This is a genomic window from Streptomyces boluensis, from assembly GCF_009908195.1.
Classification (GTDB): Bacteria; Actinomycetota; Actinomycetes; order Streptomycetales; family Streptomycetaceae; genus Streptomyces; species Streptomyces boluensis.
Genome location: NZ_JAAAHS010000112.1, coordinates 1 through 19,997, shown reverse-complemented (window position 1 = coordinate 19,997; position 19,997 = coordinate 1). Strand labels below are relative to the sequence as shown.

Annotated in this window: 14 protein-coding genes; 7 read left to right on the top strand and 7 right to left on the bottom strand. The window is 73.6% G+C overall.

What is annotated here, in order from left to right:
• A partial coding sequence (locus GUY60_RS16455; RefSeq protein ID WP_161698466.1) for a sensor histidine kinase occupies nucleotides 1–2,414 on the bottom strand: 2,414 nt, incomplete at its 3' end.
• A gap of 534 nt (nucleotides 2,415–2,948) precedes the next feature.
• Between GUY60_RS16455 and GUY60_RS16450 the strand changes: the two genes are divergently transcribed.
• Entirely contained in the window at nucleotides 2,949–3,431 is a 483-nt protein-coding gene (locus GUY60_RS16450) for a hypothetical protein (RefSeq protein WP_246235100.1), read from the top strand.
• Nucleotides 3,432–3,521: 90 nt separating this feature from the next.
• Here GUY60_RS16450 and GUY60_RS16445 read toward each other — a convergent pair whose 3' ends face one another.
• Nucleotides 3,522–4,679 carry an NAD(P)/FAD-dependent oxidoreductase gene (locus GUY60_RS16445; RefSeq protein ID WP_161698464.1) on the bottom strand — a complete coding sequence of 386 codons (1,158 nt, stop codon included), beginning with the start codon at nucleotides 4,677–4,679 and terminating at the stop codon, nucleotides 3,522–3,524.
• A complete protein-coding gene (locus GUY60_RS16440) occupies nucleotides 4,676–5,068 on the bottom strand; it encodes a bifunctional 3-phenylpropionate/cinnamic acid dioxygenase ferredoxin subunit (protein ID WP_161698462.1) in 393 nt (130 codons plus the stop codon). The genes GUY60_RS16445 and GUY60_RS16440 overlap by 4 nt, the downstream gene beginning before the upstream one ends.
• A gap of 267 nt (nucleotides 5,069–5,335) precedes the next feature.
• Between GUY60_RS16440 and GUY60_RS16435 the strand changes: the two genes are divergently transcribed.
• Nucleotides 5,336–6,247 carry an IclR family transcriptional regulator gene (locus tag GUY60_RS16435; protein ID WP_187370042.1) on the top strand — a complete coding sequence of 304 codons (912 nt, stop codon included), beginning with the start codon at nucleotides 5,336–5,338 and terminating at the stop codon, nucleotides 6,245–6,247.
• Nucleotides 6,248–6,725: 478 nt separating this feature from the next.
• On the opposite strand, the gene GUY60_RS16430 is transcribed toward GUY60_RS16435, so the two are convergent.
• From GUY60_RS16430 to GUY60_RS16415, 4 genes are all read right to left on the bottom strand, one after another.
• The gene (locus GUY60_RS16430; RefSeq protein ID WP_161698460.1) at nucleotides 6,726–11,429 is read right to left on the bottom strand and encodes a hypothetical protein; all 4,704 of its coding nucleotides are present in this window, start codon (nucleotides 11,427–11,429) and stop codon (nucleotides 6,726–6,728) included.
• A 325-nt stretch (nucleotides 11,430–11,754) separates the two neighbouring features.
• Nucleotides 11,755–12,645, bottom strand: coding sequence for a hypothetical protein (locus tag GUY60_RS16425; protein WP_161698458.1), 891 nt, complete (start codon nucleotides 12,643–12,645; stop codon nucleotides 11,755–11,757).
• Between the two features lie 118 nt (nucleotides 12,646–12,763).
• The gene (locus GUY60_RS16420) at nucleotides 12,764–14,341 is read right to left on the bottom strand and encodes a hypothetical protein (protein WP_246235096.1); all 1,578 of its coding nucleotides are present in this window, start codon (nucleotides 14,339–14,341) and stop codon (nucleotides 12,764–12,766) included.
• 103 nt (nucleotides 14,342–14,444) lie between these two features.
• On the bottom strand, nucleotides 14,445–15,134 hold the full coding sequence (locus tag GUY60_RS16415) for a GntR family transcriptional regulator (RefSeq protein WP_161698454.1): 690 nt from the start codon (nucleotides 15,132–15,134) through the stop codon (nucleotides 14,445–14,447).
• Nucleotides 15,135–15,293: 159 nt separating this feature from the next.
• On the opposite strand from GUY60_RS16415, the gene GUY60_RS16410 reads away from it, so the two are divergent.
• The 5 genes from GUY60_RS16410 to GUY60_RS16390 all read left to right on the top strand — a co-directional run bounded on the left by GUY60_RS16410 (nucleotide 15,294) and on the right by GUY60_RS16390 (nucleotide 19,881).
• Complete coding sequence (locus GUY60_RS16410; RefSeq protein WP_161698452.1) at nucleotides 15,294–16,625, top strand: MFS transporter; 1,332 nt, start codon at nucleotides 15,294–15,296, stop codon at nucleotides 16,623–16,625.
• A complete protein-coding gene (locus tag GUY60_RS16405) occupies nucleotides 16,622–17,410 on the top strand; it encodes a putative hydro-lyase (RefSeq protein WP_161698450.1) in 789 nt (262 codons plus the stop codon). Before GUY60_RS16410 ends, GUY60_RS16405 begins: the two co-directional genes overlap by 4 nt.
• A gap of 157 nt (nucleotides 17,411–17,567) precedes the next feature.
• Nucleotides 17,568–18,332, top strand: a complete 765-nt coding sequence (locus GUY60_RS16400; protein WP_161698448.1) for a LamB/YcsF family protein — start codon at nucleotides 17,568–17,570, stop codon at nucleotides 18,330–18,332.
• Entirely contained in the window at nucleotides 18,329–19,027 is a 699-nt protein-coding gene (locus GUY60_RS16395) for a 5-oxoprolinase subunit B family protein (RefSeq protein ID WP_161698446.1), read from the top strand. Before GUY60_RS16400 ends, GUY60_RS16395 begins: the two co-directional genes overlap by 4 nt.
• Nucleotides 19,024–19,881 (top strand): 5-oxoprolinase subunit C family protein, encoded by an 858-nt coding sequence (locus GUY60_RS16390; RefSeq protein WP_161698444.1) that lies wholly within the window; start codon nucleotides 19,024–19,026, stop codon nucleotides 19,879–19,881. The genes GUY60_RS16395 and GUY60_RS16390 overlap by 4 nt, the downstream gene beginning before the upstream one ends.
• Nucleotides 19,882–19,997: the final 116 nt, after the last annotated feature.

Below are 19,997 nucleotides of genomic sequence, written 5' to 3'. Positions count from 1 at the left end.
GGCCCCGCGCGGGGGCCGCGCTGCCGGTCGTCGGTGACGGGGCGGCCGTGCGAGCTGACCAGCTTGGGTGCCCGGCGCCGGGGCAGCGGACGCGGGCCACCTGCGGGCTCGGGGCGGGCCGGGTCGTCGCTGCCGGCTCCGTCGGCGCCGACGGAGCCGACGGAGCCGTCGCTGGGGCGCTGGTGCTCGCGGCGCTCGGCGGCCGAGGTCCGGCGCGGCCGGAACAGTCCGCCGCGCTCGCTGTCCTCGTCCCCGATGTCGCCGAGGTCGCTCAGGTCCCCGAGGCGGTTCAGCTCGGTCACCTTGTCGACGGCGCCGAGCCCGAGGCCACGGCCGGCCGGCTGCACCGGCGCCTCCAGTTCGACGGGGCCGTCGAGCGCGGCCGTGTCGATGACCGACTTGGGCAGTCCCGAGAGCTGGGCGGGCACCGTGGTGAGCTGGGCGGCGCGTTCGGCGGGCGTCTCGCGCTCGGCGGCACCGGGGCCCCGGTCGAGCCGCATCCCGCCGCTGGTGTCCGAGTCGGGCGCCGCAGTGAGCAGCGTGTCCGGCACGAACACGACGGCCGTCGTGCCGCCGTACGGCGAGGGCTGGAGCGAGACGCGGACGTTCTGCCGCTGCGCGAGCCGGCTGACGACGTACAGGCCGAGCCGGTCGGTGTCGGACAGCTCGAACTCGGGGGTCTCCGCGAGCCGCAGGTTGGCGTCGAGGAGCGCGTCCGGGGTCATACCGAGGCCGCGGTCGTGGATCTCCAGGGTGAAGCCGTTGGCGACGCGTTCGCCGTGCACCTGGACGGCGGTGTGCGGGGGCGAGAACACCGTGGCGTTCTCCAGGAGTTCGGCCACCAGGTGGGTCAGGTCCGCGACGGCGGGTCCGGTGACGGCGATCCGGGCGAGCCTGCGCACCTCGATGCGCTCGTAGTCCTCGACCTCGGCGACGGCCGCGCGGACCACGTCCATCAGCGGGACGGGCTTGCGCCACTGCCGGGACGGCGCGGCCCCGGAGAGGATCACGAGGCCCTCCGCGTGCCGCCGCATGCGGGTGGTGAGGTGGTCGAGGCGGAACAGGTCGGCGAGTTCCTCGGTGTCCTCGGTGCGGCGTTCCATCGCGTCGAGCAGGGTGAGCTGCTTGTGCAGCAGGACCTGGCTGCGCCGGGCGAGGTTGACGAACACCTCGGAGACGCCGCGGCGCATGTCGGCCTGCTTCACGGCGGCCTCGACGGCGGCCCGCTGCAGGGTGTTGAGGGCCAGGCCGACCTGGCCCATCTCGTCCTTCTCGTACTCGAGTCGCGGAGCCTCGGTCTCCACGTCGACCTTCTCGCCCGCGGCGAGGCGGCGCATGACGCTGGGCAGGCGGACGCCGGACACCTCGTGGGCGTCCTTGCGCAGCCGGGACAGGTCACGGACCAGGGTGCGGCCGATGCGTACGGAGAGCCCGATGGAGAACAGCAGCGCGAGGAGGCCGACCACACCGGCAGCCGCGGCGCGCAGCAGGATGGCGGCGGCCGCGGGCTCGACGCGGTCCTGATAGCGGTTGCCCGCCTCGGTGTTGAGTTCGGCGAGGTCGTCGAGGACGGTCCCGGCGGCCTTGTCCCAGGTCGCGGACGTGATGCCGCGCGGGGTGCCGGCGCGGCCCTCGACGACGTTCTTCTCCAGTTCGAGGAGGGGGGTCGCGGCGGGGCTGCGCCAGAAGCGCTCGTACCGCTCGCGTTCGGCCGCGGGCAGCATCTCCAGGCTGACGTCGTTGCGCACCTCGCGCTGCGCCCGGTACGTGGCGATCTGCCGCAACTGCGCGGCGTCCAGGCGGTCGCGTACGAGGACGGCGCTGAGCAACGCGTCCTCGCGGGCGAGGAGTTCACGGGTGCGGGCGAGGCCGACGAGGGCACGGCCCTCGATGTCGAGCGAGACGTCGTCGATGCCGCCGAGGTTCGACAGGAAGTCGTAGCTGGGGTCGATCAAGCGGTTGTAGAGGTTGAGTGCCTGGTCGGCGGTGATCGAGCCGTCCTCGACGGAGCGGCGCAGGCTGTCGATGCCGTCGAACGCCTCGAGCAGCGAGTCGAGCCGCCGCGCGGCGTCGTCCGTCAATTCCTCGCGTACGTCCGGATCCTCGGCGTTCGCCCGGACTTCGGCCACCTTGTCGTTGGTGGCGTCGCGCTGCGACCGCAGCTTGGCCGGGGCGTCGGAGGCGCGCGGGTCGGCGAGGTAGACGAGAGTCTGGCGGCGCTCCTCCTGGATGACGCGGACGGTGTGCTCGATCGGGAACCCGACCTTGTCCACCACCGTGGAACTGCCCAGGAGTTGATCGGCGGAGCGACCGGTGACGACCGTGGCGAGGCCCCAGATGACCGTCAGGGAAAGCAGTGGCACCAGCAGCAGCGCCACGATCTTCCGGCGGATGGACTTCCCGCGAAAGCGCATGGCCTCCCCCAGCTCACCCCCCGTGACCGGGGGTACGTGCGGCAATAAACGGCGTGAGCCTACTACTGCGACCTGAGCATCTCGAAGACACGTACGGTCACAGCCGATCGCATTCCGGCCGAAGCGAGCGTGAGGCGTCATGAGTTGTCCGGTCTTACCGGGAGATGGGCACCCCGGATACGGTGCGCGAGGTGGGGCCGCATCCCGCCACCGGGCAGGGCCAGTTGGCCAAAATCGCCTAGGGATCCGTTCCGAGTCCGCTTCCGGTTCGCTTCACGACTCCGAAGTCGGGGCAATCGTCCGGCCGCGCCGGGAATCTCCCGGGACCGCCGTTCGTCTTCTACGTACGGGAGTTGGTCGGAGCCTTGCGGCACGGCGACCTGCGGCGCGCGGCACCTCGGGGGTGCGCGCTCGTTGGTCCGGTGCGGGAACCAACCGACAGGGTGGCGTAATTCGCCGCAAGACGGGCAGTCACTGAGGGGTCGGGCGGAGCACCGGGGTGGCCGGCCGCACAGCGTGGGGAGTGGGTCGACGATGAGCACGGCGGAGCGCGGGGGTCCGCAGCGGGACGAGGCGTCCGGGCGGCAGTTGTGGGTGGACGATCCGGTGGGCCGGCCGAGCATGCCGGATCCGGTACGGACGGCGGCGGTACGGGCGGTGATCCTTGTCGCGGTGACCCTGATCCAGGGCATGGTGGCGCTCCTCGGCACGCTCTCGGGTTCCTGGCTCGCCTTCCCGATGGTGCTGAGCAGCGTGGCCAGCACGGTGGTCGCGACCTGGTCGGTCCTGGACGTCTGGGTCACCAGACAGGTCTGGAACCAGCGGTACGGAGTGGTCTCCTCCCCCGCCAGCACCGCCCGAAGACTCCGCAGAGAGCGCCGCCGCGCCCGCCGCGCGGCCCGCTCCTCGGCACGCGGTCGGCCATCGGGGGTACGGAGCGCCTCCGGTTCGGCGGGCACAACGGGTACGGCGGGTACGGCGGGTACGGCGGGTACGGCGGAACTGTCTCGGGCGTGAGCGGCTCGGGTTGAGGCCGGGCCGGCGGCGAGGGTCGAGTGAGCCGGGCCCGGAAGGGCCCGACCCACAGGAAGGGAAGAAGCGCACCCCTCACCCCATCCGCAACCCCCTCCGCACCCGCATGAAGGGGCGCGGGCGGTCGACCGCGAGGGCCGCGGTGGTGCCGCTCTCGTCCTCGTACAGGGCGAGGAAGCTGCCCTCCTCAGGTGAGCCCTCCGCGATGCGTACGGTCTCGCCACCGTGCCGTCGGCCGGCGAACTGGATGCGGGCGCCGTACTGGTCGGACCAGAAGTACGGGGTTCCGCCGAGGTGTTCGACGGTGCGCCCGGCGAGCAGATTGCGGGCCGCGACGACCGGCTGCTGGGTGGCGCTGGTCCAGTGCTCGTGGCGGACGCCGCCGATCCGGGCCACATCGCCGACCGCGACGACCTGGGGCAGCGCCGTGACGCCACCGTCGTCGCACAGCACCCCGTCGTCCACGGCCAGCGTCGAGCCCGACAGCCAGCCGGTCTCGGGGACGGCTCCGATGCCGACGACCACCAGGTCGGCGGGGAGCACCCGGCCGTCGGCCAGCGCCACCCCGGTGACGGCTCCCCCGTCACCGGTGCCGTCGTCGCGCAGGCCCGCCACTCCCGTACCGCAGACGAGGCGGACGCCGCCGCGCTGGTGCAGTCCGGCGCAGAACTCGGCCATGTCGCGGCCCAGTTGGGGCATCAGGGGCAGCGTGGCTGCCTCGACGACCGTCACGTCATGGCCGAGCGCGGCGCACGACGAGGCGGTCTCGGCGCCGATGAAGCCGCCGCCGACCACCACGATCCGGTGCCGGCCTTCGGTGAGCCGGTCCCGTAGCTCGCGGGCGTCGTCGAGGGTGCGCAGGGTGTGCACGCCGCGCAGCCACGGCCCCGGCAGCGGGCGGGCCCGCGCGCCGGTGGCGATCACGACACCGTCGGAGGCGACGGTGCGGCCGTCCGCGAGGACGACAGTGCGCCCTCGCGCGTCCAGGCCGGTGGCGCGTACGCCGAGCAGCCACTCGGCGTCGAGCTCGGCCCGCTCCTCGTCGTCGGACAGGGCGAGTTGGCTCTCGTCGGCCTTGCCGGTGAGGAACTCCTTGGACAGCGGCGGGCGGTCGTACGGCAGGTGCTGCTCGGCGCCGATGACGACGAGCCGCCCGTCGAAGCCCTCGGCGCGCAGGGCGCGCGCCGCGGAGAGCCCGGCCAGGGAGGCCCCCACGACGGTGACGGTCCTCATGCGGCGCTGCCCTCCTCGACGGCGGTACGGGCGTAGGCGTCGGCGGCCGCGTGGGCGACGGCGTCCGCCGGTACCTGCGCGAAGACGTCGGCGGTGGTGTGGACGTAGACCATGCCCTCGACCACGGACACCTGGTGGGTGCGGACCGGGCGGCGGGCCGGCAGGCAGGTGGGCATGCCGGTGCGCAGGTCGAACGAGGCGGCGTGCAGCGGGCATTCGACCTGGCAGCCCTCGAGCCAGCCCTCGGAGAGCGAGGCGTCCTGGTGGGAGCAGGTGTCGTCGATGGCGTACAGCTCGCCGTCCGCGTTGAACACGGCGACGGGCGGGGTGAGGTCGAGGCGGACGGCCTCTCCTGCGGGCAGGTCTTCGAGGCGGCAGACGGGAATCACGGGCCCCCCTGTGAAAGCACGGTGTGGACGCATGGGGTGGACTTCGGGTGCACTGCACCGGAGTGCAGCGCGGTGCACGACCCTGGACCGCAAGGAACTTGATGCGTTGAGGGACGCACGGGAGGTACGACCGTTCGGTAACATCGTGTTGCGTATAGCGCTCCGTGGAGCGCCATACGCAACAGAATCCGGGCGGGAAGCCAGCCACGTCAAGCGCTTCCCGCAGATGCGGCGCTGACCAGGCCGCCAGGTGGTGAGATCAGACCCATGACCGGCACACGGAAAAAGGCTCCGACCAGCGAGGACGGGCAGGAAGGGCGGGCACCAGACGCGCTCCGGAAAGTTGAGGAAAATCAGGAGGAACCCAAGGCTCCGAAGAAGCGGGCGAGTTCGGAGGCCGCGACCGAGCGGCCGAGCCGGGGCAGCGCGAGCGCGGTGCAGTCCGTGGACCGCGCGGTGAGCGTCCTAGAGATCCTCGCCCAGCACGGCGAGGCGGCGGTCTCCGAGATCGCCGACGAGCTCGAGGTGCACCGCTCGACGGCGTTCCGGCTGCTCGGCGTCCTGGAGAACCGCGGGCTCGTGTCCCAGTCGGCGGACCGCGGCAAGTACTACCTGGGGGCCGGCGTGCTGCGCCTGGCCGGGGCGGCCGCCGTACGCCTGGACATCTCTCAGGAGGGCGCGCCGGTCTGCCGTGAACTCGCCGACGAGCTGGGCGAGACGGTGAACATCGCGGTCCTCGACGACGACGCCGCGGTCAACATCATGCAGGCCCGCGGCTCGGCCTCGGTGACCGCGCAGAACTGGCTCGGCAGGCGAACCCCGCTGCACGCCACGTCCAGCGGGAAGGTGCTGCTCGCGCACCTGCCGCAGGCGCTGCGCGAGGGCCTGCTCGCGCGCAGCCTGCCCCGGTTCACCGAGCACACGGTGACCGGCACGGTGCCGCTGCGCGCGGAGCTGGACACGGTGGTGGAGCAGGGTTACGCCCGCGCCCTCGAGGAGTTGGAGGTCGGCCTCACCGCGGTCGCGGCCCCAGTGCGCGCGCACGACGGCAAGGTGATCGGGGCGCTCAGCGTGTCCGGTCCGGTCTACCGCCTCACCGAGGACCGCCTGGGCGAGCTGGCCAAGCGGGCCGTCGTCGTCGCGGGTGACCTGTCGAGACGTATGGGCTACGGCTTCTGAGGGAGCGTCGGCTGGACGCCGGGCCGGGAGGGATCCGGGCCCCGCGTCGCCGTACCCCGCCCCGGCCACGACCCCTCTCCGCAGCCCTCAGCTCTACGCAACCCTCAGCCTCAGCCGCCGGCTGAACACGGATCGACCGGCTGGCCTGGACCGGGCGCCATAACGGCCGGCCGGCCTCGTACTTCCTCATGGCAGACGTCAGCGGCACCCCGGCCCTGTCCGGCGATGAAGCGCGGGCGCACGGCCCGGACAACAGTTTTGAACTCATGTGGGCACCCGCGGAAGAGTTCGAACGCCTCAACCTTCATCCCGCGGACATCCGGACACCGCTCGCACGTCTCCTCCGGCCCTGACCGACCGGCCGGGCGTGCGTCCCACGCGCCGACCTTGCCATGTTCCACATCGCACAACACGGCGCGCAATACGCAACAGTGGCCTTCCAGCCCTCTCGTACGCCTCCGCCGCTGCCCCCGGAGGGCTACTCACCGACCTCCGCCGGACGCTTGAACATCCGGGTCGCGGTGATCTCGCCGTGCACCGTCTCACCGTCCGGGTCCTGCTGCGGCAGGCCCGGACGCAGGTGCTCCTCGACGCTGATGTACTTCAGCCCCGCCCGCAGGTCAGCGTCGTTCCGCAAGCGGATGACCAGCGGGAACTCGGCCAGCGCCGTCGTGTCGAAGAGGCCCGTGGTGTACAGGAGTTGGACGCCGAGCGCGTCGGACACGGCACGCTGCAGCTCCAGGAGGTACGTGGCGTTGGCGCGGCCGATCGGATTGTCGAGGAACAGGGTGCCCGCGTGCCGGTGCTTGTCGCGGCCGCGGTCGTTGGAGCGCAGCGCCGCCATCGTGCAGTACAGCGCGATGGCCGCGGTGAGCAACTGGCCGCCGGAGAACACATCGCCCATCTGCCCGACCGGGACGCGCTCGGCGCGCAGCACCGCGTCCGGCTTCAGGATCTCCACGGCCACGCCGCGCGGCTCGATCGCGGCCTGAACTCCCCGCAGCAGCAGGGACATTCCGTCGCGCCGCAGGTCGGAGTTCTTCTTCACCGCGGCGCGGGTCGCCTCGTCGACGACCTCGCCGAGGCGCTCGGCCAGGGTCGCCTGGTCCGGCTCGTCGAAGCGGATCCGCAGGAACTCCTGGCCCGACCACTCACCCAGGCCCTCCGGGAGCCGGGAGAGGCGCTGCGCCGAGCGGAGCGTGGTCAGCGCCGACTCCACCAGGCCGCGCAGCCGGTCCACGATCGAGTCGCGGTTGCGCTCCAACTGCTCCAACTCGTCGGTGAGGACCCGCAGTCGGGGCGCGAACGCCTCGGCCCACTTCGCGGCGTGCTCCGGCAGGGCGGCGGCGGGCAGCTCCCGGATCTGCTGGCGGGCGGGGGTGCGCACCTGCTCGTACCGGGTGGAGTTGGCGTGCCGTACCAGCACGTCGCTCGCCTCGCGGACGGTGGCCTCCGCGGCCGACAGGTCGGCGGCGCAGCCGCGCAGCGAGCGGCGGGCCTCGGCGGCGGACTGCCGGGCCTCCTCCAGGCCTCCGGGGTACGGATCGGGCCGCTCGGCGCCTTCCCCGGCCGCGTCGTCGTGGTGATCGCGCAGCAGGTCCCGCAGCAGCGCGGCCGTCTCGTCGAAGCCGCCCGCGCCGTCCTCGGCGGTGCGGTGGGCGTGCAGCAGCTCGGTGTGCGCGTCCTTGGCCACGGTCAACGCCTCGGTGCGGGCGGAGAGTTCGGCGGCGGCCGTACGCAGCAGGGTCTGGGCGTGCTCGGCGTCGGACGGCACCAGGTCGTCCGGCAGCTCGGTGTGCGCGTCGCCCTCCTCGGGCGCGTGCCGCTCGGCCTCGCCGCGCAGCCGGCCCAACTGCTCACTCGCGGCCGAGGCCCGCGTCTCCAGCATCTGTACGAGCGACTCGGCGCGGCCCGCCGCGGCCTGCCGGGACGGCCCGTCGGCGCCGTCGGTGCCCTCGAGGAGCTGGGCGGCACGGGTGCGCACCTTGTTGCTGAGCCGGTCGAGCTCGGCGAGGGCGGCGCTCTCGTCGCCCTCGGCACGGGCCTGGTCGGCGCGCAGGTCGGCGCCGACGCCGACCTTCTCGTACAGCTGGGACGCCGCTCGGTACGACTCGCGCAGCGCGGCGAGCGGGGCCTTCGGCGGGGTGCTCCGGGACGCGTCCTCCTCGGGGGCGCCCGCGATCTCGGCGCGCTCGGCACGCAGCGCGCGGGCGGTGCGGTGCGCGTCGTCGGCGGCGCGCTGGGCGGCCCGCCGGTCCTCGTCGGCGGCGCGGGCCCGCTCCAGGCAGGTCTGCGCCCTGGCCTCGGACTCCACTGCCTCGTCGGCGAGTTCACGGAGCCGGGCCTGCCAGGCGGCGCGCTCGCGGAGCCGGTAGGCGAGCCCGGCGAGTGCGTCGGCGACGCGCCGGGCGCGCTGCGCGGCCTCCTGCCGCTCGTCGCGGACCCGCGCGGCCTCGGCGGTGACCTCGTCCGCCTCCGCGCGTACGGTACGGGCCTCCGCCAGCTCCGCTTCGGCCTCCTCGGCGAAGGCGCGGGCGGCGCGGGCGGCTTCGGCCAGCTCGCCCAGGCGGCCGGCGGGGCAGCCCGCGCGCCAGGAGGAGAGCCGCGCGGCGAGCTCACGGTCCTTGCCGAGGCGGGTGGCGAGCTGCCGGATCTCCTCGTCGCGCGCGGCCGCGCGGCTGCGCAGGGCCTGCCGCTCCTCGTCGGCGGCGTGCTCGTCGTGCATGGCCGGGTTCGGCGGTACGAGGAACACGTCCGGCTGCGCGGCGCCGCTCGCCTCCGGGGCGGGCGCGGGCGCGATCAGCGCGGCCGCGGTGCCGACGGCCACGGCGGAGCGGGGCAACAGGGCGGCGCCGTCGAGCACTTCGCGGGCGCGCGCGTGGGTTGCGGGGTCGGTGATGACCACGCCGTCGACCAGTTCGGGCCGGGCGGCGAGCACCCGCGCGTGGTCGGCCGGGTCGACGGCCTGGGCGAGGTAGCGCCAGCCGGGCAGGGCGGGGATGCCGTGCTCGCCCAGGTACTCGACGGTGGCGAGGACGTCGGGTCCTGGCGGGAGCAGTCCGCCGTCACCGAGCGCGCCGAGGATGCGGGCGTCGTCGGCGGCGGCGGTGCGCAGGTCGAACAGCTGCCGCTCGGCGCTGCCGACGCCCTGCTCCAGGAGTTCCTTCAGCTCGTCGGCGAAACGGTCCAACTCCTCGGAGGTGAGGGCAGTTTCGCGGTCCTGACCTGCGGGGTCACCGTCTCGCGTACCGGCACCGTGCGAGCCGTTCGATCCTTCCGAGCCCTGTGAACCCGGTGTGCCCGGTGAGCCCTGTGGACCTTGTGAGCCCTGTGAACCTTGTGGCAGGCCGAGCAGTTCGGCGAGCCGTTCCTCGGCGGCGAGTGACTGTGCGGCCGCGCGGTCGGCGTCCCAGGCGTGCTCCGCGGCCTCGGCGGCGTCGGCGGCGCGGGCCGCGGTGAGCTCGGCGCGGGCCTCGACGGAGGCCGCTTCCTTGGCGCGTTCGGCGGCGCCGCGCGCGCTGTCCCGTGCGGTGTCCCAGGCGGCGACCGCGCTTTTCTCGGCGTCGCTCGCGGCGAGCGCGGCACGGGCCGGGTCGGCGTCGGGCGCGGCGTCGTCGAGCCAGCCGGCCCGGACGGCCTCGGCGGTCTCCTGCTCGACCTCGGTGAGCCGCTGGCGCAGGTGGCCCGCCTCGCTGCGGGCGCGCTGGGCCTCGGTGGCGGCGGCGGTGGCGTCGCGGTGCGCGGTCTCGCCGGCCTCCTGGAGCGCGGCGGAGCGCTGCTCCTCCTCGTCGGCCTGCCGCTCGCCCTCCGCGGCCGCCGCGTGCAGGGCGCGGACGAGTTCGGAGGCGGCCTTGGCGCGGGCGGCGAGGGCGGGCGCGGCGTCCCGCTCGGCCTCGAGGATCGCGGCGGCCACGCGCGTGGAGCGGTCGGCGGCGGCCCGGTGGCGCAGGACGGCCTCGGCGGCCTGCCAGGCGGAGTGCAGGGTGCGGGCGTCGGCCAGCTCCCGCTTCTGGGCGGCGGCGGCCTTCTCCGCCGCGGTGAGCGCCAACGAGGCGTTGCGGTACGCCAGTTCGGCCGCGATGTCCGCGCTGTGGGTGCGCCGCCGCTCGGCCTCGGTGACGGTGTGGGCGGCGGCCGTGACGCGCTCGGCGAGGTCGGCGGCCCGGCCGCGCTCGTCGGCGGCGCGGGCGGAGAGGCGGCGGGCGAGGGTGCGCGTACGCCGCTCGGCGCCCGTGTGCACATCACGCGCGCGTGCCCGTACGTCGGCGCCCTCGACGATCCGTCCGAGCAGGTCGACGGAGCCGGCCGTGAAGTCCCGCTCGGCGATGAGTTCGGCGCGCCGTCCCAGCTTGTTGCCGAAACCGCTGACCAGGTCGGCGAGGCCGTCCGTGTCCCGGGTGTCGGTGACCGCGCGGAGCAGCAGGTCGGTGAAGTCGGAGTCCTTCTTGACCGCGAAGAGACCGGCGGCCTCGCCCTCGTCGGCGTTCATCTCCCGCTGGTACCGGAAGAGTTCGGGGTCGAGACCCAGGTCACCGAGGTGTTCGTTCCAGCGGTCGTGGATCTCCTCCCAGTGCACCTCCAGGTGCGGGTACGCCTTGCCCGCCTCGGTGAGGGCGTCCCGGAAGCCCTTCATGGTGCGGCGGCGCCCCTGCGCGCCGGAGGCGCCCTCGGCGGCGGTGCGCATCGCGGTCGCCTCGGCCACCGGCAGGTTGTCGAGGGCGAGGCCGGGGCCGGGCCGGAAGGAGTACCAGGCCTCGGCGAACTTCCGCGGGTCGTTGGACACTTGCCGTCCGCGCCACTCGCTGACCTTGCCGACGACGACGCACTCACCGGTGAGGGTGTGCTGCCACTCGAGGGCGACGTGCCCGCAGTCGTCCGCGAGCAGGAACTTGCGCAGCACGCCGGAGCTGGCGCCGCCCAGGGTGTTGCGGTGGCCCGGCAGCATCACCGAGAAGATCAGCTTGAGCAGAACGGACTTGCCGCCGCCGTTCTCCAGGAAGAGCACGCCCGCGGGGGCGGGGCGGCGCGGCGGCCCGGACGGCTCGTCCGCGAAGAACTCCGCCTGCGTCGGCGCGGGATCGGGCACCTCGGCACCGACTCCGCGCAGGTCGAGCACGGTGTCGGCGTAGCGCGCACCTGCTGGTCCGATGGAGTAGAGGCGGACCCGGGACAGCTCGTACATGGCGGCGGACTCTCGTCGTAAGTCTGAATGCGTGCGGAGTGTGATGGCGTGCGGGGTGGGCGGGCTACCCAGTGCGCGGGCTGCCCAGGGCGCCCTAGGTCGTGTCCGTAAAGTCTCGTCGTTCGCCCGGAGGGCGGGCCCTGCGGGGTCTGGTGCGTGCTCTCGGCGTGCCGGGCAGACGCCCTCGTACTGGGCGTACTTGGGTGTGTGCCCGGTGCGGCGAGTGGGGGTCCCCCCGGCCGAAGGCTGGGGGAGCGTGCCAGGCGTCGCGGGGCTGGGGGCACCTCCCGGCCGGAGGCTGGGGGAGAGACTTTACGGACACGGCCTAAGGCCGCTCGGAGGCGTGGAAGGGCAGTCCCGCCCCGGCCGCCAGTTCCAGGTCCCCGTCCGCCTCTGCGGGCAGGAGGCTGGCGCTGCCGTCGGTCACGGGGACGACGCCGAGGTCGAGGAGTTCGGCCATGGCGGCGCTGCCCGCCATGTCGCGCACCTGCAACTGGTAGCGGGCGGTGGTGCGGTACGTGCCTCCGGAGTCGTCCCCGGTGCGCTGCAGGAACCCGGAGTCGGTGAGGAACGCGACGGCCTTGGCGACGATGCCGGTGGTGGATCCGGCGAGCCGGCGGGCGTCCTTGGTGGCGCCGGTGGAGCTGCGCCGCGCCCAGATCCGCCAGGCGGCTTCGAGGCCCGGCGCGTCACTGGCCGGGTCGGTGTTCTCGCCGTGCTCCTCGGCCCGCTCCTCGAGGCGGCGGCAGGCCTGGCGCACGAACGCGTCCACGCCGTTGACCGTGACCCGGCCGATGTAGCCGTCGTCGGCGAGGTCCTCCGGGCGCGGGAAGGCCATCGCGGCGACCGCGAGGTGTGCGAGGCCGTGCAGGAAGCGGTCGCCCGCGTCGGACGAGGCGCGGCGCGCGTAGTCGCCCATGCGGACGGCGAAGACGGAGTCCTCGGCGGCGGTGACGGCCATGCCCGCGCGCGGTGACACCTCCAGGACGACCAGGCCGAGCCCGGTGGCGACGGCGTCGGCGATCCGCGCGAAGGGCGCGTCCTCGCGGTACCGGCGCAGCAGTTCGGTGTATTCGGTGTCCCGCGCGGGTTGCAGTTTCGGCTGCAGCCCGAAGGACACGAGCCGGGCGGCGTCGGCGGCGTCGGCGGGGGTGACCGGCGCGGGGCGCGCGTCGGGCTCGCCCCAGGGGGCGGCGTCCGGGTGGTGGTCGTTCACGGGTACTGCTCCTCGTGCATGTCAGCCCGTCCGGCGTTTGAGGACGAGCCCGAAGGGCGATCGGGGTCCGGGGCGGAGGCCCGGTTACGGGAAAGGGCGGGCCTGGGGAAGGACACCATCAGGTCGCCTCCGCCCGGTCCGCCGCCATCCCCACCGCGTCAAGAAGCGCGGTCCCCACGATGAGGTCGGCGCCCCCGAACTCTCGGTCGTCCAGCTCCATTCCGTCGTCCACGGCGAACAAGAGCTTCGGCTCGCCCTGCCGGTACGCGGTGCCGACGGGCGGACTCGCGGCGTGGACTGCCAACAGTGCCACCAAATAAGGCAGTTCGGGATCACGTTTCCGCGCTTCGGCGAGCAGCCCCGACAAACGCCGCGGAGCGTCATGCTCCAGGTCGAGCAACTCCATGGCGGCAGCCAACTGCTCCTCGCTGAACCGGCTGTCGTCGGGGGTGGCGACGAGGTCGGGCTCGGGCATCACGGCGCCCAGGTGCTCGCGCTCGAGGGGCGGGGTGAGCAGCAGGTCGACGAGGTCGCCGACGCGCACCGCCGAGGGGGTGCGCAGCCCGGCGCCACGCGCGAAGAACGCGTCGGTGACGCGCAGCGCCTGCTCGACGGGGAGCGGCAGGACGGGGGCGACGAGCTGGCCGTAGAGGTCGAGTCCGGCGCGGGCGGCGGGGGGTGCGAAGGCCTGCCGGTCCTGTTCGGCGCGGAACAGCGGGCCCGCTTCGAGGAGTCGGGACTGGAGCTGGGTGTGGCGCCGGATGCAGTCCTTGACGATGTCGACGAGCTCGGCGGCGCGGCGCTTGTGCTCCTGGTCCTCGGCTTCGTCGCGGGCCTTGCGGATGTTGGTCAGGATGGCGTTCTCGTGGCGGTACCGGTCGGCGACGTGGTCGAGGGCCTCGGCGATCATGTCGGGGACGGCTTCCAGCCAGTCGACCGCGCGGACGTTGCGCCGGGTCGCGTCCAGGGCGCGGCGGAGCGTCTCGGAGTACTGCACCGTGCGGTACCGGGCCTGTTCGGCGGCGAGTTGGGCGTCGGCGAGGCGGCCTCGGCGGATCAGCACCTCCAGCTTCACCTCGGCGGCGATCTGCGCGCTGGTGACGTCGGTGTCGAGGGCGCCCACCAGGACGTTGACCGCTTCGTCGGTGGTGCGCAGGTAGACACCGCCGCCGTACCCGGGGACCTCTTCGATCAGCTTGAAGTCGTAGTCCCTGCGCACATAGCTGCCGTCGGGGCCGAACGTGCCGTACACCGCGCGGAAGCCACGGTCGACGCTGCCGACGTTGATGAGGTTCTCCAGGACCCAGCGGGCCACCCGCTCGTGCTCCGCGGCAGGGCGGCGGGGGGCCTGAGCGGCGATCCTGGGCACCAGTCTGGCCACTATCTGGTCGTGGTCCGCGCCGGTGTCGAAGTCCATGTTCAGCGTGACCAGGTCGATCGCGGAGAGGGCCACTTCCGCCATCGCGTACACCGAGTACTCGCCCGCGAGGTTGGCCTTGCGGGTGTCGAGGTCGTGCAGCGGGGCCGTGCAGGCCAGGGCGCGCAGGCGCCGGGCCAGGCCCTCGTCGGCGGCCGGGCCCGGAGCCGGGGAAGGTACGGCGTTGGCCGGGGCAGGTGCAGTCACGTCGGCAAGATTAGGCGGTCCCACTGACAACGGCCGAAACGACGCAGATGAGACGGGTCCAGAGCCCGCCATCCATCCGTTTTGCCCGATTCGTACGGGAGTTGGGGTCACGGCACGATCACTCGCGGTGACCGCGATGAGGTCGCGACCTCGGGCCCGCTCGGCCCTGTTCCGCTCAGCCCTGTTCCGCGCCGCCGAGCCCCGCCTCGTACGCCTCGATCATGCCGCGCCGCGAGTCGTCGAGGTACCCGGCGAGGAGCCGCTCGGCGGCCGGCCGGTCGCCGGACCTGAGGGTTTCGAGGATCTCGCGGTTGCGTACGAGATACGGCTCGTGCAGGCGGCGCGGGTCGTCCACGACGTGGAAGACCAGCCGCAGTTCGGCGAAGACGCTGCGCATCAGCTCGTCCGTGCGCGCGCTCCCGGCGAGCGCCACGAGCGCGCCGTGGAAGTGGATGTTGGCGGTGCCGACGCCCTTCCAGTCCTGCGCCCGCGCCGCCCGCTGACCGTCCTCGACGGCCTCCGCGAGGCCGTCGAGCGCGAACGGCGGGCGCCCCAGGCCGCGCACCACGGCGCACTCGACGAGCCTGCGGGTGCGGAAGATGTCCTCGACGTCCTCGACCGCCAACACCCGTACGAACACACCGCGGTTGAGCTCGTGCGTCAGGAGCCGTTCGTGCGTGAGGAGGCGGAAGGCCTCCCTCAGGGTGTTGCGCGAGACCTTGAGCGCCGAGCCGATGCTCTCCTCCGAGAGCCGCTCGCCGGGCGGGAAGTACCCGTCCGCGATCCGGCTCCGCAGGATGTCGGCCACCCGCTCCGCCGTGCTCGTGCGCCCCAGGAGCGCACGGTCGTCCACGAGTTCGCTCATCGGTCGTCCACCAGGCCGCTCATGACGGAATTCAAGCGCAGATACCAGAACGAAACAACACGGGTATTGAGGGATTGTTGAACAATCCCCTACGGTGCTCGGAACGCGAAACCCGCACACCCCTGGAAGCGCCCTCTCCCACTCCCCGCGAGGTGCCGGATGAGTACGACCCCTCAGCCCCAGCGCACAGCACAAGACCCACAGACCCCACCTGCCGCAGAGTCCGCTCAGGCTCCGCAGAACGGCCAACCGGCGGACGACACCGGCGCGTTCGCCTGGCTGCGCGCCCTCGGCCCACGCGGACGCCGGGCCTTCGCCGGGGCCTTCGGCGGCTACGCCCTCGACTCGTACGACTACTTCACGCTGCCCCTGAGCATGGTGGCGATCTCCGCGTACTTCTCCCTGAACAGCGGCCAGACCGGCCTGTTCACCACCGTCACGCTGGTGGTCTCGGCGATCGGCGGCGCACTCGCGGGCGTGCTCGCCGACCGGGTCGGCCGGGTCAAGGCGCTGATGATCACGGTGATCACGTACGCCGTCTTCACCGTGCTGTGCGGCTTCGCGCCCAACTACGAGACGCTGCTGCTGTTCCGCGCCCTCCAGGGACTCGGTTTCGGCGGCGAGTGGGCGGTCGGCGCGATCCTGGTCGCCGAGTACTCCACGGCCAAGCACCGCGGCCGCACCCTGGGCGGCATCCAGAGCGCCTGGGCGGTCGGCTGGGGGCTCGCGGTGATCGTGTACACCCTGGTGTTCCAGTTCCTCGACGAGGACATGGCCTGGCGCGTGATGTTCTTCACCGGCGCCCTGCCCGCCCTGCTCGTGATCTACGTACGGCGCAACGTCAGCGACGCCCCCGAAGCCGCGGAAGCGCGCCGGCAGAGCCGCGACAAGGGCTCGTTCTCGGCCATCTTCAAGCCGGGGCTGCTGCGCACCACGCTCTTCGCCGGCCTGCTCTCGACCGGTGTGCAGGGCGGCTACTACACGCTGTCCACCTGGATCCCGACCTACCTCAAGACCGAGCGCGGCCTGTCCGTGGTCGGCACCGGCGGCTATCTCGCGGTGCTCATCTCCGGTGCCTTCATCGGCTACCTGGCGGGCGGCTATCTCACGGACGTACTGGGCCGCAAGAAGAACATCGCGCTGTTCGCGTTCCTCTCCGCGCTGTGCATCCTGGCCTTCGCGAACATCCCGGAGGGCTCCAACACCACACTCCTTGTGGTGAGTTTCCCGCTCGGCTTCTGTATGTCGGCCATTTTCAGCGGCTTCGGCTCCTTCCTCAGCGAGCTCTACCCGACGGCGGTACGCGGCACCGGGCAGGGCTTCACGTACAACGCGGGCCGTGGTGTGGGCGCCCTGTTCCCCACCCTGGTGGGCTTTCTCGCCGAGAGCTGGGGCGTCGGCGGTGCGCTGGTCTTCGGCGCCCTTGCCTACGGCATCGCGGTGCTCGCCCTGTTCGGGCTGCCCGAGACCCGCGGCAAGGAGCTGCTGTGAGCTCCACGCGCGCGTGCCTGCCACCGAGGGCGGCACGCGCGAGGTTCCGGGCCGGGGCGAACGGCCCCACGGCGGGCCTCGCCCCCGGCCACACGCAGGCGAACCTGATCGCCGTCCCGGCCGCCCTGGCGTACGACATGCTGCTGTTCTGCCAGCGCAACCCCAAGCCCTGCCCGGTACTCGACGTCACCGACGCGGGCGCCTGGACCACGCCGCTCGCGCCGGGCGCCGACCTCCGTACCGACCTGCCCGGCTACCGGGTCTGGGAGCACGGTGAGCTCGTCGCGGAGCCCACCGATGTCACCGGGTACTGGCGCGACGACCTGGTGGCGTTCCTGCTGGGGTGCAGCTTCACGTTCGAGGCGGCCCTGATCGCGGCGGGCGTGCCGGTACGCCATATCGAGGAGGGCAGGAACGTGCCCATGTACGTGACGGAACGGCCGTGCCGTCCGGCGGGGCGGCTGCACGGCCGGATGGTGGTCTCCATGCGCCCGGTGCCGCCGGACCGGCTCGACACCGCGATCCGGGAGACCGCGCTCTACCCGTCGTTCCACGGCAGCCCGGTGCACTGCGGCGATCCCGCGACGCTCGGCATCGCGGACCTCGACCGGCCCGACTTCGGCGACGCCGTCACCGTGGAGCCGGGCGAGATCCCGGTCTTCTGGGCCTGCGGAGTGACACCGCAGACGGTGGTGACGGCGTCCCGGCCACCGTTCGCGATCACCCACGCACCGGGACAGATGTTCATCACGGACGCCCGCGACGAGCACCATCGCGTGCTCTGAGATCCGCTGAGCCCGCTCGGTGGGATCGCGTGAAATCCCGCACAGGGAGGACCTGTTCGCCCTCCCTGTGGAGCACGATCTCCCGGAAGACCGGTCAGTTCCGCGCACCCTCGGCCCACCCCTGAAAACCCCCTCTCCCAAGGACGTACGTACGCACATGAGCCAGGTAGTCATCGACCTCAACGCCGACCTCGGTGAGGGCTTCGGGCGCTGGCGGCTGACCGACGACGAGCAATTGCTCTCCGTCGTCACCAGCGCCAACGTGGCCTGCGGCTTCCACGCCGGGGACGCCGCCACCATGCGCCGGGTGTGCGAACTCGCCGCCACGCGCGGGGTGCGGATCGGCGCCCAGGTGTCGTACCGCGACCTGGCCGGGTTCGGGCGCCGCGCGATGGACGTCCCCGCCGACGAGCTGACCGCCGAAGTCGCGTACCAGATCGGCGCCTTGGAGGTGTTCGCCAGAGCGGCGGGCACGCGCGTGGCGTACGTGAAGCCGCACGGCGCGCTCTACAACCGGATCGTGCGCGACGAGGAGCAGGCCGCGGCGGTCGTCGACGGTGTGCTCCTCGCGGGCGGGCGGCTCCCGGTGCTCGGCCTGCCCGGTTCCCGCTTCCTCGACGTGGCGGACAGGGCGGGCCTCCCGACGGTCACCGAGGCGTTCGCGGACCGCGCCTACACCGACGAGGGCACGCTGGTGCCGCGCGCACGCGTGGGTGCCGTCGTGACCGCGCCCGACGAGGTCGTCGCCCGCTCCCTGGGCCTCGCCCGGCACGGCACGGTCGACTCGCTCTCCGGGCAGCGGGTCGAGGTACGGGCACGCTCGCTGTGCCTGCACGGCGACACCCCGGGCGCGGTGGCCCTGGCCCGCGAGGTCCGCGCCCGCCTGGAGGCCGCCCAGGTCGACGTACGGGCCTTCGCATGAGCGCTGCGCACACGGGCCCGGACGGCGGCCGGGCGGCCGCTCACGGCGCCGCTGACCGCCCCCGGCTCACGACCCGGCTCGTCGGCGAGCACGCGCTCCTCGTCGAACTGGACTCCGGCAGCGCCGTCGAGGCCCTGCACGCGGCGCTCCTGGAGCGCCGCGAGGCGGGCTCCCTGCCTCCGGTACGGGAGATCGTGCCCGCCGCCCGCACCGTGCTCCTGGACGGCGTGCACGATCCCCGTGCGCTCGCCGCCGACCTCCCCTCCTGGGACGTGCCCGCACAACCGGCACCCGCGCGGGACACGGTCGAACTCCCGGTGCGCTACGACGGGCCCGACCTGGCGGAGGTCGCCGCCCTGTGGGGGGTGCCCGTCGACGAGGTCGCCCGGATCCACGCGGCGACCGAATTCCGCGTCGCCTTCTGCGGGTTCGCGCCCGGCTTCGGCTACCTGACCGGACTTCCCGAGCGGTACGCGACACCGCGCAGGGCCACGCCGCGCACTTCTGTGCCGCCGGGTTCGGTCGCCCTCGCGGGCCCGTACACCGGGGTGTATCCGCGGTCGTCGCCCGGCGGCTGGCAGTTGATCGGCACCACGGACGCGGTCCTCTGGGACCACACGCGCGTGCCGGCCGCCCTGCTCGCCCCCGGCACCCGGGTCCGGTTCGTACCGGCGGGACCGGCGGTACGGCCATGACGGACAGCGCTGTCGCCGTGATCCGCGCGGGGGCCCTCACCACCGTCCAGGACCTGGGCAGGCCCGGCCACGCCCACCTCGGGGTGCCGCGCTCCGGCGCCCTCGACCGGCCCGCGGCCCTGCTCGCCAACCGCCTGGTCGGCAACGGGACTTCGGCGGCGGTCCTGGAGACCACCCTCACCGGCTGCGCGCTGCGCCCGCGCCGCACCCTCACCGCCGCCGTCACGGGCGCGCACTGCTCCGTCACGGTCGACGGCCGGCCCGCCGCCTGGGGCGCCCCCGTACGGGTCCCCGCGGGCGCGCTCCTCGACATCGGCCACGCCCGCGCGGGTGTGCGGTCGTACGTGGCGCTGAGCGGCGGTGTCGCGGCCGAACCCGTGCTCGGCAGCCGCTCCACCGACCTGCTCTCCGGGCTCGGCCCCGCCCCTCTCGCCGACGGCACGGTGCTGCCCCTCGGGGTGGCCGGCGGCCCGTACGCGCGCGTGGACACCGCCCCGCAGCCGCGGCCACCCGTGGAACTCGTCCTCCGGGTCACCCTCGGACCGCGCGCCGACTGGTGCACGCACGAGGCGCTGAAAACGCTCACCACGCGCGCGTACCGGGTGTCCCCGGCGAGCAACCGCATCGGCCTGCGCACCGAAGGACCACCCCTGGAGCGCGCGATCCCGGGTGAACTCCCCAGCGAGGGCCTGGTGTCGGGAGCCGTACAGGTCCCGCCGGACGGCCGCCCCGTGGTGTTCCTCGCCGACCACCCGACGACCGGCGGCTACCCGGTGGTGGCCGTGGTCCGGGAGGCCGACCTGTGGGCGGCGGCCCAGGCGGTACCGGGCACACCGGTGCGTTTCGTGCTCTAAAGGGGTGCCTCGGCGCGCTCCGGCGCACCCGCCCGCCGAAGGGGGCCGCCCTCACGCCGCCCCGCTCGAAGCCACCACCCCCTCCGGGGCGGCCGGGCCCTCCACCAAAACCACCC